General features: G+C 31.2%; 14 protein-coding genes and 1 riboswitch. Of the genes, 7 read left to right on the forward strand and 7 right to left on the reverse strand.

The features are described from left to right. Positions 1–17 precede the first annotated feature (17 nt). Together hxlB and F553_RS0103990 are read right to left on the reverse strand one after the other, a co-directional pair. Complete coding sequence (gene hxlB / locus F553_RS0103985) at positions 18–575, reverse strand: 6-phospho-3-hexuloisomerase (RefSeq protein ID WP_018999084.1); 558 nt, start codon at positions 573–575, stop codon at positions 18–20. Positions 576–579: 4 nt separating this feature from the next. Further along, positions 580–1,272, reverse strand: a complete 693-nt coding sequence (locus F553_RS0103990) for a ribulose-phosphate 3-epimerase (RefSeq protein ID WP_018999085.1) — start codon at positions 1,270–1,272, stop codon at positions 580–582. Between the two features lie 189 nt (positions 1,273–1,461). Here F553_RS0103990 and F553_RS0103995 point away from each other — a divergent pair, with 189 nt between their 5' ends. The 3 genes from F553_RS0103995 (at position 1,462) to F553_RS12185 (ending at position 5,425) form a co-directional block, all read left to right on the forward strand. After that, positions 1,462–2,235, forward strand: a complete 774-nt coding sequence (locus F553_RS0103995; protein ID WP_018999086.1) for a DeoR/GlpR family DNA-binding transcription regulator — start codon at positions 1,462–1,464, stop codon at positions 2,233–2,235. A gap of 62 nt (positions 2,236–2,297) precedes the next feature. After that, a riboswitch (ZMP/ZTP riboswitch) is annotated at positions 2,298–2,383 on the forward strand. 87 nt (positions 2,384–2,470) lie between these two features. After that, a complete protein-coding gene (locus F553_RS0104000; protein WP_018999087.1) occupies positions 2,471–3,712 on the forward strand; it encodes an L-lactate MFS transporter in 1,242 nt (413 codons plus the stop codon). A gap of 147 nt (positions 3,713–3,859) precedes the next feature. Next, on the forward strand, positions 3,860–5,425 hold the full coding sequence (locus F553_RS12185) for a serine/threonine-protein kinase (protein WP_018999088.1): 1,566 nt from the start codon (positions 3,860–3,862) through the stop codon (positions 5,423–5,425). Here F553_RS12185 and F553_RS0104010 read toward each other — a convergent pair whose 3' ends face one another. Then, a complete protein-coding gene (locus F553_RS0104010) occupies positions 5,426–7,417 on the reverse strand; it encodes an ATP-dependent DNA helicase (protein ID WP_018999089.1) in 1,992 nt (663 codons plus the stop codon). It abuts the gene before it with no gap. 102 nt (positions 7,418–7,519) lie between these two features. On the opposite strand from F553_RS0104010, the gene F553_RS0104015 reads away from it, so the two are divergent. Next, positions 7,520–7,945, forward strand: coding sequence for a helix-turn-helix domain-containing protein (locus F553_RS0104015; protein WP_018999090.1), 426 nt, complete (start codon positions 7,520–7,522; stop codon positions 7,943–7,945). A 198-nt stretch (positions 7,946–8,143) separates the two neighbouring features. Further along, the gene (locus tag F553_RS0104020; RefSeq protein ID WP_018999091.1) at positions 8,144–8,923 is read left to right on the forward strand and encodes a hypothetical protein; all 780 of its coding nucleotides are present in this window, start codon (positions 8,144–8,146) and stop codon (positions 8,921–8,923) included. 58 nt (positions 8,924–8,981) lie between these two features. Here the strand turns inward: F553_RS0104020 and ileS are convergent, their stop codons facing one another. Beyond that, on the reverse strand, positions 8,982–12,095 hold the full coding sequence (gene ileS, locus F553_RS0104025) for an isoleucine--tRNA ligase (protein WP_018999092.1): 3,114 nt from the start codon (positions 12,093–12,095) through the stop codon (positions 8,982–8,984). Between the two features lie 512 nt (positions 12,096–12,607). On the opposite strand from ileS, the gene cysK reads away from it, so the two are divergent. Together cysK and F553_RS0104035 are read left to right on the forward strand one after the other, a co-directional pair. Next, positions 12,608–13,537 carry a cysteine synthase A gene (gene cysK, locus F553_RS0104030; RefSeq protein WP_018999093.1) on the forward strand — a complete coding sequence of 310 codons (930 nt, stop codon included), beginning with the start codon at positions 12,608–12,610 and terminating at the stop codon, positions 13,535–13,537. Positions 13,538–13,656: 119 nt separating this feature from the next. Next, the gene (locus F553_RS0104035) at positions 13,657–14,949 is read left to right on the forward strand and encodes an O-acetylhomoserine aminocarboxypropyltransferase/cysteine synthase family protein (protein WP_018999094.1); all 1,293 of its coding nucleotides are present in this window, start codon (positions 13,657–13,659) and stop codon (positions 14,947–14,949) included. Between the two features lie 49 nt (positions 14,950–14,998). Here F553_RS0104035 and F553_RS0104040 read toward each other — a convergent pair whose 3' ends face one another. The 3 genes from F553_RS0104040 to yabN form a co-directional block, all read right to left on the reverse strand. Further along, positions 14,999–15,757, reverse strand: a complete 759-nt coding sequence (locus tag F553_RS0104040) for an SDR family NAD(P)-dependent oxidoreductase (RefSeq protein ID WP_018999095.1) — start codon at positions 15,755–15,757, stop codon at positions 14,999–15,001. 106 nt (positions 15,758–15,863) lie between these two features. Further along, a complete protein-coding gene (locus tag F553_RS0104045; protein WP_008538666.1) occupies positions 15,864–16,139 on the reverse strand; it encodes a non-specific DNA-binding protein Hbs in 276 nt (91 codons plus the stop codon). A gap of 219 nt (positions 16,140–16,358) precedes the next feature. Then, positions 16,359–17,816 (reverse strand): bifunctional methyltransferase/pyrophosphohydrolase YabN, encoded by a 1,458-nt coding sequence (yabN, locus tag F553_RS0104050; protein ID WP_018999096.1) that lies wholly within the window; start codon positions 17,814–17,816, stop codon positions 16,359–16,361. Positions 17,817–17,869 lie beyond the last annotated feature (53 nt).

Here is a 17,869-nt window from a genome sequence, read left to right on the forward strand (position 1 = left end):
ATTCTTACCTCAATTTATTATTCTAAATTAGCATGATATTGCCACAACGATTTTAAGTTAATTTGTTTTCTTTCTACTATCATTTTAGCTACTATATCACCTAATAATAATAATGATTGTTCAAATAAACTAGACATTGGCTGATTTGAAGATATTTCGTCTTCTAAATATAATTTTGTTTGTACTGGAATTCTAACCATTAAATCTGTAATTGGAGCTAACGAGCTATGAGGATTTGAACCAATATGTATAATTTTTCCACCTACGCTCTTAGCTTTTTTTGCAATAGCCACTGGTACTAATGATTCACCACTACCTGAACCTACAACCAAAATATCTTTATCTGTCATTGCTGGTTCATTAATATCTCCTACAATATGCGTTTTTATGCCTAAATGTGCAAGTCTTTTTGCAAAAGCCTCTAACTCTAGTTTTACTCTACCAACACCAATAAAAAATACTTTATCTGCATTAAACAAATAATCTATTAACATATCTATTTGTTTTTCTTCTACTTTACTCAAAGCTAAATAGCATTCATCAATAACAATTTTAGTAGTTTCTCTATAATTCATAATTCTATTCTCCTAATGATTTTTTTATTACATTTTGCGCTTCTTGATAATTTTCTAAATAAGAAAAACCTTTTCTAAATATACTTTTACTGCCTGCAACTAATACATCAGCTCCAGCTTCAATCAATTTAGGCATTACTTCAAAAGACACTCTACCATCAATAATTATCTGTGCATTTGACCCTATTTTATTTAATAAATCTTTACAATCTCTTATTTTATCTATTGCATAAGGTACCATTTCTTCTGATTTTCCACCAGCATATCCAGGATTAATTGTCATTAATAAAATATAATCGCAAGCTTTCGCAACATATTCAATAGTGGATAAGGATGTTGCTGGTGCTAAAGCTATTCCAGCCTTAATTCCTGCTTCTTTTATAATTTGCAACATTTTTTCTACATGAATTGTAGCTTCGCTATGAAAAGTTATACTTGAAATATCCATTTTTACAAGCTCTTTAATGAAAAACTCATTATAATTAGACATAATATGAACATCAAAATCCATATTACTTTTAGCCTTCAATTGCTTTACAATATCTATTCCAATTGGCATACTTGGACTAAAATGAGGATCTATTAAATCCACATGTAATGATTTCATTCCTGCTAAAGATAAATCTTTTACTTCTTTTTCTAAATTACATAAATCCGCACAAATTAATGATGGTGATATTATTATTTTTCTTTTCATGATATCCTCCAATTAGCAATTTTTAACAACATTATTGTTGTTTTTTCTTGTTATGTAGATAATATCATTGCTATTCTAAATTGTCAACACTATTTTAGTTGTTTTTTATTGCGATTTTTAATTTTTCTAAAAATTTTTGACAAGTTCTTTTAAGAATAATAAAATAAATATAAAATAGAGGTGAAATACATGTCAAAATTAATAACAGCTGAACGTAGAAATAAAATAGCTGAACTTATAATTTCTAATGGTAGTATAAAGGTTGGCGAACTTGCAAAAACTTTTGCTGTTTCTACAGAAACTATACGAAAAGATTTAATATACTTAGATAAACAAGGCATTATAAAAAAAAGTCACGGTGGCGCACTGTCTTCTTTAGAAGTAATCGAAAAACCATTAGAAGATAGAAATATGGAAAATTATGATGCTAAATTAGCAATTGCTAATGAAGCACTAAAATTTATTAAAGATCATTCTGTTATTTTTATTGATGCTGGTAGTACTACATTATGCTTAGCTAAATTATTATATTTAAAAAAAGGTTTAACGATTATTACAAATTCTGTAAGTGCTTTAAATGTATTATCTAATAGCGACAACATTGTCCATCTTAGTGGTGGTCAATTAAATAACACTACTATGGCACTTGAAGGTTTTGGTGCAACTAGTTTTCTTAGTAAAATAAAAGTAGACGTTGCTTTTTTAGGTTCTAGTGGATTTAAAGAACATTTTGGTCCTACTTCTATAGATTTTTCTGATGCCGAAGTAAAACGTATAATGATTAGAAATTCTAAGCAGAATTTTGTTTTAGCTGATAGTAAAAAATCTCGTTCTACTGCGATGGTAGAATATGCTACATGGAAAAATATTGATTTTTTAATTACCGATGATAACATTTCTGATAAAGAAATTGATTTTTTACAAAAAAATACAACTGTTTTAGTTGTAAAAACTAAAACATAAATGAAATTAATTTTATTCTTGACATAGATTAAATATTTGTTATAATAAAGCTATCAATTGAATAAGCACTGTGGAACTGACGGATTTTAGTGGAATTAACCACATGAACCGCATTGCTATAGAAAAGTCGACCGTCTGGGCAAAGAAAATTTTTGCCTAGATGGTCTTTTTGTTTTTAGGCATAAGTTTTCTTGTATTTTATAATTTTTTATTTTTACGAAAGGAAGATTATATAATGAAAAACAGATGGCTTATCGCATTATCCGCAATTGGTATTCATATTTGTATTGGTAGTGTTTATGCTTGGAGCGTACTTACTAAGCCTATCATGGCTCAAATGGGCTTTAGTCTTCAAGAAACTACATGGACATTTTCTATTGCAATTTTATTTTTAGGTTTATCCGCTGGTTTTCTAGGAACATTTGTTGAAAAAAATGGCCCTCGTATTAGCGGACTTACTGCCACTGCCTTCTTTGGTATTGGTATATTTGGTACAGCTTTAGCTCTTCATTTACAAAGCCTTATTTTACTTTACATCTGCTATGGTGTAATCGGTGGTATTGGTCTTGGTATTGGATATATCACTCCTGTTTCCACTCTTGTAAAATATTTCCCTAAAAGACGTGGATTTGCTACAGGTCTTGCTATCATGGGATTTGGTTTTGCAAGTTTAATTGCTGGCCCTATCATGCAAATTCTCGTTAGCAATTTTGGCTTAGTAACTAACTTCATCATTTTAGGCTGTGCTTATATATTAATCATGGGAGCTTCTTCTTTATATCTCGCTCCTCCACCAAAAGAATTCGTAGAAAAATACTTACCTACAACTGTTAAAACTTCTAATTCTATGGTTGAAATAAAACAATATAGCGTAGCTGAAGCTACTCGCGATTGGAAATTCTATGCACTTTGGTGGATATTCTTCACTAATATTACTTGTGGTATTGGTCTTTTAGCTGTAGCTTCTCCTATGGCTCAAGAAGTAGTTCATATGAGCCCAATTACTGCTGCTTCTATGGTTGGCGTTATTGGACTTATCAATGGTTTTGGTCGTATCGCTTGGTCTAGCGTTTCCGATTATATCGGTCGTAGAAATACTTATATTTTATTTTTCTTGATTGAAATTTTTGCTTTCTATGCACTCGCTAATACAACTGAAGCCTTTTTCTTCCAATTATTAGTTTTAATCATTGTTTCTTGCTATGGTGGTGGCTTCTCTTGTATGCCAGCTTATTTAAGCGATTTATTTGGCACAAAACAATTAAGCGCTATTCATGGCAGAATTCTCACAGCTTGGGGCATGGCTGGTATTGCAGGACCACTTTTATTATCCTTTATTCGTGAAACAACTCAAAGTTATGCACTTTGCCTCTATGTATTCGCATTTTTATTTATTATCAGCTTCATCATAGCTATAATATTAAAAATAAAAACAACTAAAAAAGAAAAACTCATTTCAAGCAAAACTATTGCTTAAGAAAAAAACTCACTCTAAATAAAGCCTAGTAGTTAAAATTAAACTAACTACTAGGCTTTATTTATATGCTAAAATAATATTAACTATCAATATAGTTAAATCTCATTAATAAAAAATATATGTTTTTTATAGAAAGGTTAATTTATTATGTCTGAGCTCTTCCATGAATTTTTATCTACCAATTTTACAATAACACAAGAAATAAAAAAATCATCAAAGAGTAAAATTGTTTTAGCTATTAATAAATTAACAAATCAACCTTGTATTATAAAATATCTTCATCACACTACAAGTCCTTATAGCGAGTTAAAAAAACTCTCACATAATTGTTTTCCTGAAATATATTATCTATATCAAGATGAAAACATCACTATTATTGTTGAAGAATACATCAATGGACGCACACTTTTTAATATTTTAGAACAACAAGAACAACTTTCTGATGATATTATCAAGAAAATAATCATTCAATTATGCGAAGGATTAAAAATTTTACATGAACATAATATTTTACATCGCGACATAAAACCTTCTAATATAATGCTCACTAAAGATAATATCGTTAAATTAATCGACTTTGATACAGCTCGTCTAATCAATCCTGATAAAACGTATGATACAGAATATCTTGGTACACGTGGATATGCTCCCCCTGAACAATACGGCTTTGCTCAAACAGATATTCGCAGTGATATCTATGCTTTAGGTATAACTTTACAAAAACTTCAACCTAAAAATAAAAAACTCCAAAAAATCATCAAAAAAGCGATTAAATTCGATCCTGACAGACGTTACCAATCTGTAAATGAAATTTTGCAAGAATTTGTCCCTATGGCAACATGGAAAAAATTCTTAATCACTTTAAGTGTTATCCTGCTTACATTAATTTTAATCATCATCTCTTATAGCTATTATTTAAATAAAACTTCTGAGACACCTACAGATTTTGATATTCAAAAAATTGAAGATAATCTAAAACAACTTCCTGAAAAAATTGATACAGAAAAAATAAAGCAAGAAATTAAAGATTTACCTCAAAAAAATCCTTTTAATGATATCAAGCTAGAAAATAAATCATCTACTCCTAAAAATAATGAAACGACTCCTTCTTCGCCTGCTCCAACAGCTACGCCTAATGATGAAAAAAATCAGTCTACTAATCAAAAACCTAGACGAAAATACACTAGAGAATATTTAGCTGAGCATGTCCCATTTACTTATGATATTGATGGCAGTTTTAGCCCTACGACTTTATCTTGGCAAGATTATGGAGATTATATCGGAGGTAGAGGTACTTTACATTTTAAAATAGTAAATAATACAGATATTGATTTACCCCTTAACTATGAATTTGTAACTCATGGAATGAAAATACCTACTTCAGCCGTTACTATAAGTGATAATTTATCTCTTACTGATTTAGATATCTATCCTGGAGATGGTATCTATGGTGCAACAACTATATTTATCCTTCCTAAAAAAGATATCTCACCAAATGAAGTATGTGAAATATGGATTGATTTAAGTCAATGTAAATTATACGATAAAACGCTTTATGAAGATTTTTCTAAAAAAGTTGATTTAAGCAATGGACTTCCAACAAATAGCACTCTAGATAAAGATAAAAATGGTCCCTACATGATAGATATAAGCTTTTATTCACCTATACTAGATATTATCTATCTTTATAATGATGAATTTCCTGTTTATTAATCATAAATTATCATAAAAACTTTGTAATTCTTTTAAGCTATTTGTTCTTTGTTTTATCGGCAAAGCTTGCCATACTTTTTCTTTATAATTTGCCTTTGATTTATCACCTAGACGCGAATCAATGATAGATACTATGCCTTTATCTGTTTTATTGCGTATTAATCTACCTACACCTTGTTTTAATTTAATAATCATCTCTGGAACTAATACTTCCTCTAAAGGATTTTTACTGCGTTTACATTTTTCATTGATGATTGGTTCTGGCAGTGGGAATGGCAATTTATAAATAATCAAATTCGAAAGTGCTATACCTTCTATGCTTATACCTTCCCAAAAAACTCCTGTTCCTAGTAACACAGAATTTACATCTTGCTTAAATTTATGAATTAATTGTTGTTGTGAAGATATTTCATTTTGTTTAATTAAAGTATAATTTAAATTCAAAGCTTTTAGCCTTGTATATACAGCATTCATATCCGCTTTAGATGTAAATAAAATCAAAGCCTTTCCTTGAGAAATATCCAATATTTTTTTCACTAAATCTATGCTTTCATCAATGAATTTTCCTCTATCTTTACTAGGGCTTGTAATATCATCTGTATAAAAAAGTTTTGCATGTTTATCATAAGCAAATGGCGAATATTTCACTTCTGATAATATGCTATCATTTATTGGAAACATTGTATTTTGTATAAAATAACTATATGCTTTCGTCAAATCTTCATTGGCTAAATTCGTCAAAGTCGCCGAAGTAAAAATTGTATGGAAATTTTTTCTCAGTTTTACTCTATCGCCAAAAAATAATTCATTGATTTTTTCATTTACATTTGTAGGACAAAGATATATTATTGGATTTTTAGCCTCTTCAGCCCAGACAATATAGTTTTTTTCATCTTGCCATGCTTTGAAAAAGTCTAAAATAATCTCCATATCACTATTGATTTTTCCGCCAGTTTTGCGAATACTTACAGCATGTGCTATCATTATTGCTTCTGCTATTTTATATACATTTTGCAATAAATCAATCGGTATATTTATCTTAAATCTATCAGCATCTTGATGTTGTTTTTGTGCCTGTTGTATTTGATATTTTATCTGCTTATCTATTATCCTAAAAATTTTATCTATATCTCTAAATACACTATCTATATTTTTAGCTAAATTAGGTGGTATTTTTTTTATGCTTAAATAGCATCTTTTCAATGTATTTACCAATTGCTTTCTAGTCAACATATCTGTATATGAAGAACGCACTTTATCTTCCAAATTATGAGCTTCATCAACGACAATCAAGCTTAATTCTTCTGTAAATAAACCATCTTTCATCTCTCGTTTTAAACGCAAATCAGTAGTGAGCATATCTTGATTGCAAATAATTATACCCTTTGTCTTTTTCAAATTTAAACGTAAATTATGGTAATGACAAACATCTCGATATTCACAATATTTACATTCACGATAATTATAATTCTTAATTCTAAATTTCTGCCATAAATCTAAAGGAAGTTCAATATTCCAATCACTTGGCTCTTTACCACCTTGATTTATACATTCATATATTTTCTCATATTGCTTTAAATTTGCTCTATCATCAAAAAATCTTTTAAAATGATATCTACAAATGAAATTAGTCATACCTTTAGCCAATAAAACTTCTGGAAATATTTGTAATTTCTCCATGATATAGCGTATATCGCCTTGTAATTGTTCCTGCAAAGTGATAGTTGAAGTAGCTATTACCACTGGTTTTTGTAAATAATAATTGTAATAAATAAGTGGCACCAAATAAGCAAAAGATTTTCCAATCCCTACACCTGCTTCTACCACTAGATTTTTCTTTTGACTTATGGCATCTACTATTTCACAAGCCATCTCTGATTGACCTTCACGAAATTCTAAATTATTATTTTCCATTTCAGGATTTTCAAAGAAAAAACTATATACTTTTTCTCCAATTTCTCGTAAATATTTAGCTTCTAATTTTGATTGCACTATTTTTACCTCTACTATCTATAATTTAATCAATATTGCATTCTTTAAAATGTTATTTTATTATAATATAAATCAATTAAAAATAACAAAGGAAGTATTTTTATGGGAGTAATCACAGATAAATTAGGTGCTGATTTAAAACAACAAAAAGATATTCACACTTTTTTAGAAAATAATAAAGATAAATTATTAGATATGAACTTACCTAAATATCTAGATGAACTTTTAGCGCAAAAAAATTTAACAAAATCAGATGTTATCAAAAAATCTGGTCTACCTGTAACTTATGCTTATAAAATTTTTTCAGGGCAAAAACATACTGCTAGAAATCGCATATTAGCTCTTGCTATAGCTATGCAATTAAGTATTGATGAAACAAATCATCTTTTAAATCATGCTGAACATAGTTCTTTATACCCACGCAATCCATGGGATACTATAATCATGTATGCACTTCAAAGACATTTAAGCGTAATTGAAACAAATATATTATTGACTGATGCAAAAGCTTCTCCTTTACTAGAATAAAACTTTTAGGCTAATAAATTTTTCTTTTTATTAGCCTATTTTTTATTCTATATAATGTATTTTGTATTTTTATTTTTTTCATTAATTTAAATATAGAAAATTATTGCAAAATTTAATTAAATAGTGTATTATTATAAATCATAACTGCAATAACAAAAATTAATCGTTATATAAATTTTAGTAATGGAGGTTTTTTATATGTCTTTTTTAGAAGCTGGCACAAAATATTTAAAAACAATAGAATCTTATGATAGACTTTCCGCAGTAGAAAAAATTGAAGCAAATCATTTATTATTAGCTTATGAAGAACTCATGAAAGACGATTGTTATCGCCTCTGTTTAACTGATTTACATCTATTATTGCGTCTTACTGAAAGTGGTCAAGCAATTTGTCTTCAAGACCCTGAGCTTGCTCACGTTATTTTCGTAAAAACTATTGAGTTATCTCCTTATAATAAATTAGTTTTGCGCCATTATAGTGAATTTTTGAACATACATGGCTGGGATTTAGAATCTATTCAACTCAGTAAATTCCTCAAACAAAATCAATTAAAAGAAGCTCAAGATTTTGCTTTAAAATTGGATATCTTCCTAGATGGTATGCCTATCAATCAATTTAGAGACCCTAGCGCATTGACATCTTTCATCAAAGGTAATTTCACATCAGTATTTAGTCATATCGCTAAACGCTATTTGAATTTCATTCATCAAAAAATTAATTCTAATAAACGCAATTTCACTGAAGATATGAATTGGCTCAATAGCAAGATGAAATTATTCATTCCATATATTGATAAATCCGATTTAGATATTTTACATGAATTCACAGAAAAAGGATTAGCTAAATATATAACTTCTAATGAAGTTTCCTTTATGCTTTTCAAAAAAAATATGGAACTTGAACCATATAATCGTAAAGTAACTGATAAATTTTATAAATTACTTAGCTTAAATCGTCATAGACAATTTGGCTATTAATATTTTCAAATAAAAAAGGAAGTCTATATAATAGACTTCCTTTTTATTTTCATATTTATTATTTTACGCCTAAAGTTACTTTTTCACCATTGATATTCCATTCTTTAGTGAAGCCGTCTAATTTATCGTAAACAAGTTCATCTGCTAAAGTAATTTTCTTAATTGTTTCTGCATTATCCTGCATTAATTTAGCAATTTTTTCATTACCTTGAGCAAATACTGTAATTCTATCAGTTACTTCAAAGCCATTTTCTTTACGCATTGTCTGAACTTTACTGATGATTTCACGAACGAAACCTTCTTCAATGAGTTCATCTGTCAATACTGTAGAAATAGCAATTGTTACATCACCATCACGTTGAGCTGCAAAACCTTCTGTTTGAGTCATTTTTACATCAAGGTCTTCAGGTACAAGTGTGATTTCACCAGAAGAAAGTTCTAATTTCAATGTTTTTGTAGTTTCAAGTTCAACTTTAGCTTTTTGTCCATCAACTTTAGCTAAAGCAGCAGCAATTTCTTTCATCTGTTTGCCGTATTTTGGACCTAATACTTTGAACTGTGGTTTGATTTCATAGTTCAAATATTCGTCCATATTATCTTTGAATTCTACTTTTTTAACATTTAATTCTTCTTCTACAATTTTTGTATAGAATTCATTGAGTTCAAATGGAGCTTTTACATACATAAGAGCGATTGGCTGACGGTTTTTGATATTTGCTTCATTACGAGCAGCACGACCTAAAACTACAGCTTTCAATACTAAGTCCATAGTTTTTTCAAGTTCGCTATCAATGAATGCTTCATTTGCAACAGGATAAGCACAAAGATGTACACTTTCTGGTGCATCTTTTTCACTATTTAAAACAAGATTTTGATAAATAGCTTCTGTCATAAATGGAATCATTGGAGCTGCGAGTTTAATAACTGTTGTAAGTGCAGTATATAAAGTCATGTAAGCATTGATTTTGTTTTGGTCTGTTTCTTTAGCCCAGAAACGATCACGGCTTCTTCTTACATACCAGTTAGAAAGTTCATCTACAAATTCTTGAAGAGCTTTTGCAGCTTCTGTGATTTTATAGCTATTTAAATCTTCATCTACAGTTTTAATTAAAGTATTAAGACGAGATAAGCACCATTTATCTAATACAGAAAGTTTATCATATTCAAGGCTGTATTTAGATACATCAAATTTATCAATATTAGCATAGAGTACAAAGAATGCGTAAGTATTCCATAATGTACCCATGAATTTACGTTGACCTTCTTGAACAGCAGCATCATGAAAACGATTTGGAAGCCATGGAGCACTATTTTCATAGAAATACCAACGGATAGCATCTGCACCATGTTGAGCTAAAGCTTTCATTGGTTCTACTGCATTACCTTTGGATTTACTCATTTTACGACCTTGAGCATCTAAAACGTGACCTAATACAATAACGTTTTTATAAGGAGCTTTGTCAAAGAGTAATGTGGAAATAGCGATTAGAGAATAGAACCAACCACGAGTTTGGTCTACTGCTTCAGAGATGAAATCTGCTGGGAATTGTTCTTCAAAGAGTTCTTTATTTTCAAATGGATAATGCCATTGTGCAAAAGGCATGGAACCAGAGTCAAACCAGCAGTCAATAACTTCTGGAACACGATGCATTTCTTTACCACAATGAGGACATTTAATAGTTACAGCATCAATGAATGGACGATGTAATTCAATATCATCAGGGCAATTATCAGACATGGATTTTAATTCTTCGATAGAACCGATTGCATGTTGATGACCGCATTCACATTCCCAGATATTAAGTGGAGTACCCCAATAACGGTTACGAGATAAGCCCCAATCTTGAACATGTTCGAGCCAATCACCAAAACGACCTTTACCGATAGATTCAGGAATCCAGTTGATTGTTTTATTATTAGCAATTAATTTATCGCGAACTGCTGTCATGCGAATAAACCATGTTTCACGTGCATAGTATAAAAGTGGAGTATCGCAACGCCAGCAATGTGGATAACTATGTTCAAAGTTAGGTGCAGAGAATAATAAACCTTTTTCTTCTAAGTCTTTTAAAATTTTTGGATCTACTTTTTTTACAAATACGCCTGGCCAATCAGTATCTGCTGTCATGCAACCTTTAGCGTCAACGAATTGTACGAAAGCAATACCATATTCACGGCAAACACGGGAGTCATCTTCACCGAATGCAGGAGCCATATGAACGATACCAGAACCATCTGTAGTTGTTACATAATCATCACAAGTTACAATAAATGCTTTTTTGCCATTTAATTTATTTAAAGCATATGGATAAAGTGGTTCATATTCTTTGTATTCAAGAGATTTACCTGGCATTTCTTCGAGGATTGTATAATCTTCGCCTAAAACTTTTTCGCAAAGTTCTTTAGCCATGTAATAAGTGTAATCGCCTTGTTTTACTTTTACATAAGTGATTTCTGGATTTACACAAAGTGCAAGGTTAGATGGAAGTGTCCATGGAGTAGTTGTCCATGCGAGGAAGTAAGCATCTTCACCTTTTGCTTTAAATCTTACAAATGCAGATTTTTCTTTTACATCTTTATATCCTTGAGCTACTTCGTGAGAAGAAAGAGGTGTACCACAGCGAGGGCAGTATGGAACGATTTTATGACCTTTATATAAAAGACCTTTGTTCCAAATTTCTTTTAATGCCCACCATACAGATTCAATATAATCATTATGGTATGTAACATATGGATCTTTCATATCTGCCCAATAGCCTACAGCTTTGGAGAATTCTTCCCACATACCTTCGTATTTCCAAACGCTTTCTTTACATTTTTCTACGAAAGGTTCAATACCATATTCTTCAATTTGTTCTTTACCATTGATGCCTAATAATTTTTCAACTTCAAGTTCTACTGGAAGACCATGTGTATCCCAACCAGCTTTACGGATAGTTTTATGACCTTTCATAGCTTGATAACGAGGAATCATATCTTTGATTACACGAGTTAAAACGTGTCCAATATGAGGTTTACCATTTGCTGTTGGTGGTCCATCATAAAATGTGAATACATCTGCATCTTCATGTTGATGTACTTGTTTTTTAAATATATCATGTTCTTCCCAGAATTTTTCAATTTCTTTTTCGCGTTCTACGAAATTTAGATTGGTATCAACTTTGTTATACACAAAAAAGCCTCCTCTGTATACAAATAATAAATAAAAATTCCAGTATATGAAAAAAACTCTTGCCAAATAGGACAAGAGCAACTGTAATACATAACTAAAAAAAGCCTTCACCCAAAACAGGATGAAAGCTGTGCTGTCATTATACCACCTATTTCACATACCAACATATGCAACCCCTTTAACGGAGGGACCCGACACGGTCTATTCTTAAAAATTAATTTCAACCTGTAACTCCAGAGTGATTTTCCATTAAAAACTACTTGTACCAATTTCCAGCAATACATGGCTCTCTGTAACTTTTATTTTTAATTTACTATCTCTTTCATTGTTTTTCTTCTTTGTACTATTGTGTACGCTTGATATAATATCACAATAATAGAAAATGAGCAAGAAAAAATTTACCCTAAACAGTTTACAATTATACAAAATAAAATTGACAAATATAATTTTATCGTTTATAATTCATTCATACTTATTCACTATGAAAATACATATTAAAGGAGGTCATTACCATGAAAATTTATCATAATTTTATGGAACTAGTAGGTCATACACCTCTTGTTCAAATCAATAATTATAGTAAACTCCATGATATAAAAGCTAATTTACTAGTGAAATTAGAATATTTTAATCCTGCTGGTAGTGCTAAAGATAGAATTGCCAAAGCCATGATTGAAGATGCTGAAAATCGCGGTATTTTAAAACCTAATTCCACTATCATTGAGCCAACAAGTGGCAACACTGGTATTGGTCTTTGTGCTGTAGCTGCAAGTAAAGGTTATAAAATCATCATCACTATGCCAGAAACAATGAGTATTGAACGCAGAAAACTCATGAAGGCTTATGGCGCTGAGCTTGTATTAACAGAAGGTAGCAAAGGCATGGCAGGAGCTATCCAAAAAGCTGAAGAATTAGCAAAAGATATACCTGATAGCTTTATTCCTGGACAATTCACTAATTTAGTCAATCGCCAAGCTCATTATATGACAACTGGCCCAGAAATCTGGCAAGATACCGATGGTAAAGTTGATATCTTCGTTGCTGGTATTGGTACAGGCGGTACTTTAAGCGGTACAGGAAAATATCTCAAAGAACAAAATCCTAACATAAAAATCATTGGTATTGAACCTCAAACTTCTGCTGTATTAACAGCCGGTAAAGCAGGTGCTCACAAAATTCAAGGTATTGGCGCTGGCTTTATACCAGATACTTTAGATACCTCTATCTATGATGAAATCATAACTGTGGACAATGAAGTATGTTTTATAGCTAGTAAAGAACTTACCAAAACAGAAGGTCTTTTGACTGGCATTTCTTCTGGTGCCGCACTTTGGGCAGCTACTCAAGTTGCCAAACGTCCAGAAAATGCTGGCAAAAATATTGTTGTGCTTCTTCCTGATACAGGTGAACGTTATCTCTCTACACCATTATTTGAAGAATAATATTTCAAACTCAATAACATCATCATATTGTAAATATTTTTATGTGATGATGTTATTTTTTTATAAGATATTCATAGTTTTATAATAGGATAAATATATTTTAAAAGGAGAGTTTTCTGATGACAAAAAAATTAGATACAAATAATTGGGCTTTTGAAACTAAACAATTACATATAGGTCAAGAAATGTCTGATCCTATAACAAATTCTCGTGCTGTACCCATTTATCAAACGACCTCTTATGTATTTGATAATTGCCAAGTAGCTGCTGATAGATTTGCCTTAAAAGAAGGCGGTAATATTTATGGTAGATTAACTAATTCCACTCAAGAAGTATTAGAAAAACGCATTGCTAGCCTTGAAGGTGGTGCAGGAGCTTTGGCTGTAGCTTCAGGCGCTGCCGCTATAGCCTATACAATACAAGCTCTCGCTAAAGTAGGCGACCATATTGTCTGCTCAAAAACAGTATATGGAGGAACATATAATCTTTTTGCTCATACTTTAGTGGATTTTGGCATAAATACGACTTTTGTTGACATTCATAATCTAGATGAAGTCGAAAATGCTATCACAGAAAATACAAAATGTATTTATTTTGAAACTTTAGGCAATCCTAACAGTGATGTTGCCGATTTAGAAGCTTTAGCTAATTTAGCACATAAATATAATATTCCTGCTGTTGTAGATAATACATTTGCAACACCATATCTTGTACGACCTATCGAATATGGTGTTGATATCGTCATTCATTCTGCTACTAAATTCATCGGTGGTCATGGTACTTCTCTAGGTGGAATTATCGTGGATAGTGGCAATTTCGATTGGGAAAAAAGTAATAAATTCCCTTCTTTAGTCGAAGCTAATCCTAGTTATCATGGAATTTCTTTCACTAAAGCTACAGGAAAGCTCGCTTTTATCACTAAAGTTCGTGCCATTTTACTTCGAGATTTAGGCGCTTGTATCTCTCCATTTAATGCATTTTTACTTTTACAAGGATTAGAAACTTTATCTTTACGTGTAGAACGCCACATACAAAACACACTTAAAGTCATTGAATTTTTACAAAATCATGATAAAGTTGAAAATGTTAATCACCCTTCTATTACCTCACGCTTCGACCATGATTTATATCAAAAATATTTACCTAATGATGGTGGCTCTATCTTCACATTTGAAATCAAAGGCACAGATAAAGACGCTCAAATTTTTATCGATAGACTCCAATTATTCTCCTTACTTGCCAATGTCGCAGATGCGAAATCCCTCGTAATTCACCCAGCTAGCACTACTCACTCACAAATGACTACAGAAGAATTATCTGCTTCTGGCATAAAGCCAAATACAATTCGCCTTTCTATAGGTCTTGAAAATATAAATGATATTCTCCGTGATTTAGCTCAAGCTTTAGCATAATAACAAAGCCACATTATATTATTTAAATTTAATATAATGTGGCTTTTATTTAACAAGCTGTAATTCCGCCATCAACGCTCCATACAGCCCCTGTTACAAAACTAGCTTCTGGACTTGCCAAAAAATAAATTACATTTGCTACCTCTTCTGGTCTGCCTATTCTTCCTATAGGATATAAACTACTCGCTTCTTTTATGCCTTCTTCCACATCACCTGCAAATTGATTTCGCGTAAGTGGTGTATCTATATCTCCAGGGCAAACACAATTTGCTCTGACCTTATACGGTGCTAATTCCAAGGCTAAAGCTTTTGTAAATACGGTCAAACCACCTTTAGAAGCACAGTATGCACTGCAAAAGAAATTTCCATTAATGCCTGCATCAGAAGATACATTTACAATAGAAGCATTCTCTCCTTGTTTCTTCAAATAAGGAACAGCATATTTAGATAAAAAATAAGCCCCTTTTAAATTTATACTCATAATTCTATCAAATTCATCTTCTTCTACATCTTCAATAGCATTTTCCAGATAAATCCCTGCATTATTCACTAAAATATCTAGTTTTTTATATTTCTCAATCACTGTATCTATGACGATTTTACAATTTTTAGCACTGCTGATATCTGCTTGAATAAAGTCGCAAAATACATCTTTTGTGATAAATGATTTTAAATATTTTCTAGCTTCTATATATTTATCTTTATTTCTACCTACTAAAATCACATTTATTTTATTTACTAAAAATTTTTTAGCACATTCAAGACCAATACCAGATGTCCCACCTGTGATTAAAGCTATTTTCTCCATAAACTTCACCATTTCTTCATCATTCTAAAAAATAAAGCCGAGTCTAAATATCACATGATATTAAAAACTCGACTTTATCATTTCTTAACGTTTATTCAATTAAGAATTACTGATTTACAGCTTCTTTTAAAGCTTTACCAGCTTTGAATACTGGGTTTTTGGAAGCAGGAATTTCGATAGTTTCGCCAGTCTGTGGGTTACGACCTTTACGAGCTGCACGAGTTCTAACTTCGAAAGTACCAAAACCAATAATTTGTACTTTGTCATCTTCAACAAGAGCTTTTTGTACACTTGCAAAAACAGCGTTAACAGCTTTTTCTGCATCTTTTTTTGTTAATTCTGCTACTTCAGCAACACTTGCTACTAATTCGGATTTATTCACGAAGATAGCCTCCTTTAAAATTATTATCAAATATAATTGTTCGCCGCTAAAGAGGTATTTCCTCTAAATAAGAGTCTAATTTATATATAAATTACGGCAAAACTCTTATTTTGTAAGGATTATTTCACAACATTAAATCCTTATATCATGAGATTATAAAACCACCTTATTATCTCATCATATAAGGACTTAATCAAGTCCTTATTTATATTTATTTAATTATTTTTCATCTTGAAGTTTAGCTTCTTGCCACAATTCATCTAAATCAATCAAAGATAAACTTTCCCAATTTTGTTGTTTAGCTTTTACTTTTTCTTCAATATAGGAAAATCTTCTTCTAAATTTGCGATTTGTGCCAGTTAAAGCCACTTCTGGATCTATTTTTAAGAAACGAGAAATATTTACAATTGTAAATAAAACATCTCCTAATTCTTCTTCTATCTTTTCTTTTTGTCCATCGACAATAGCTTCTTCTAATTCACGAAGTTCTTCTTCTAATTTATCCCATACAGGATCAATGTCTGGCCAATCAAAACCTACTTTTGCTGCCTTATGTTGCAATTTATAAGCAGCCATAAGTGATGGTAAATCTTTTGGCACTCCATCTAATATAGAAGTTCTTTCTGTTTTTTCCGCTTGTTTGATAGCTTCCCAATTAGCTACAACTTCGCCTGCATCTTTTACATCGACATCACCGAAAACATGTGGATGACGGCGAATTAATTTTTCAGTTATACCATCGATAACATCTTGCATAGAGAATAACTTAGCTTCTTCTGCCATACGAGCATGGAATACTACTTGCATCAATAAATCGCCAAGTTCTTCACAGAGCAATTTTTCATCTTCTAAATCTATAGCTTCAATAACTTCATAAACTTCTTCAATCAAGTTGCGACGAAGAGATTTATGTGTCTGCACGATATCCCATGGACAACCGCCAGGACTACGAAGTGTTTTTACTACATCTTCTAATGGCTCTAAATCAAAAGTTTGCTCATTTTTTGGCATTTTCCCTATATATAAACTTGTCAAATGGTCAATATGAGGCTGACGGTCTAGTTCATATAGAGGAATTTCGCGAATTTCTTCATCTGGCAAACTCAAATTGCGAATGAATGTCACTGGATAATCTTCTGGATAATTTTCCATCAAAGTCAATTTTGTATCTGAAGCTACATGCTGATTATATACTTGTGTAATTACAAGTGCTGATGGCATTTCACTTGGTAAGTTTTCTAAATCGCAAGCATCTAAAATAGTGAGCCCATCAATAGGGTCTATATTTAAGCGCTGATATAAAACTTCCATAAAGCTCATACCTGGCATGATGTTTAATTTCACATCAGCTTCTTTGGCTTTTTGTCTAATAATCACTACTGTTCTTTCTGCAACAAGTGGACTACCTGGAACAGCATATACTACATCATGACCATTTTTAGCTTCTTCAATCAATTTTTGAGCAATGCTATTGTACACGTCATCAAAAGAAGCCCCTTGTTCATAAAATTCATCACAAGAAGTATAAACTACATTTCGTTTATCTAATTCAGCTACTGTAGGGTGAATAGCAGTACGCAAAATCAATTTATCTGTATTTGTTATTTTATCCCAAGTATCTAAAGTAATAAGACCAAAATCGCCTGGTCCTAAGCCTACAATTGTTATTTGTCCCATATTATACCTTCCACTTCTTTCAGAAAAAAAGTAACCGCTGTGGAAAACCGTGC

The organism is Megamonas rupellensis DSM 19944 (genome assembly GCF_000378365.1).
Taxonomy (GTDB): Bacteria; Bacillota; Negativicutes; order Selenomonadales; family Selenomonadaceae; genus Megamonas; species Megamonas funiformis.

What these genes read in the sequence shown, in the direction of transcription:
- F553_RS0104035 (WP_018999094.1), top strand. Translation starts at nt 13,657, where the DNA reads ATGACAAAAAAATTAGATACAAATAATTGGGCTTTTGAAACTAAACAA.
- F553_RS0103990 (WP_018999085.1), bottom strand. Translation starts at nt 1,272, where the DNA reads ATGAAAAGAAAAATAATAATATCACCATCATTAATTTGTGCGGATTTA.
- F553_RS0104000 (WP_018999087.1), top strand. Translation starts at nt 2,471, where the DNA reads ATGAAAAACAGATGGCTTATCGCATTATCCGCAATTGGTATTCATATT.
- F553_RS0104040 (WP_018999095.1), bottom strand. Translation starts at nt 15,757, where the DNA reads ATGGAGAAAATAGCTTTAATCACAGGTGGGACATCTGGTATTGGTCTT.
- cysK (WP_018999093.1), top strand. Translation starts at nt 12,608, where the DNA reads ATGAAAATTTATCATAATTTTATGGAACTAGTAGGTCATACACCTCTT.
- F553_RS0103995 (WP_018999086.1), top strand. Translation starts at nt 1,462, where the DNA reads ATGTCAAAATTAATAACAGCTGAACGTAGAAATAAAATAGCTGAACTT.
- hxlB (WP_018999084.1), bottom strand. Translation starts at nt 575, where the DNA reads ATGAATTATAGAGAAACTACTAAAATTGTTATTGATGAATGCTATTTA.
- F553_RS12185 (WP_018999088.1), top strand. Translation starts at nt 3,860, where the DNA reads ATGTCTGAGCTCTTCCATGAATTTTTATCTACCAATTTTACAATAACA.
- F553_RS0104015 (WP_018999090.1), top strand. Translation starts at nt 7,520, where the DNA reads ATGGGAGTAATCACAGATAAATTAGGTGCTGATTTAAAACAACAAAAA.
- F553_RS0104020 (WP_018999091.1), top strand. Translation starts at nt 8,144, where the DNA reads ATGTCTTTTTTAGAAGCTGGCACAAAATATTTAAAAACAATAGAATCT.
- yabN (WP_018999096.1), bottom strand. Translation starts at nt 17,816, where the DNA reads ATGGGACAAATAACAATTGTAGGCTTAGGACCAGGCGATTTTGGTCTT.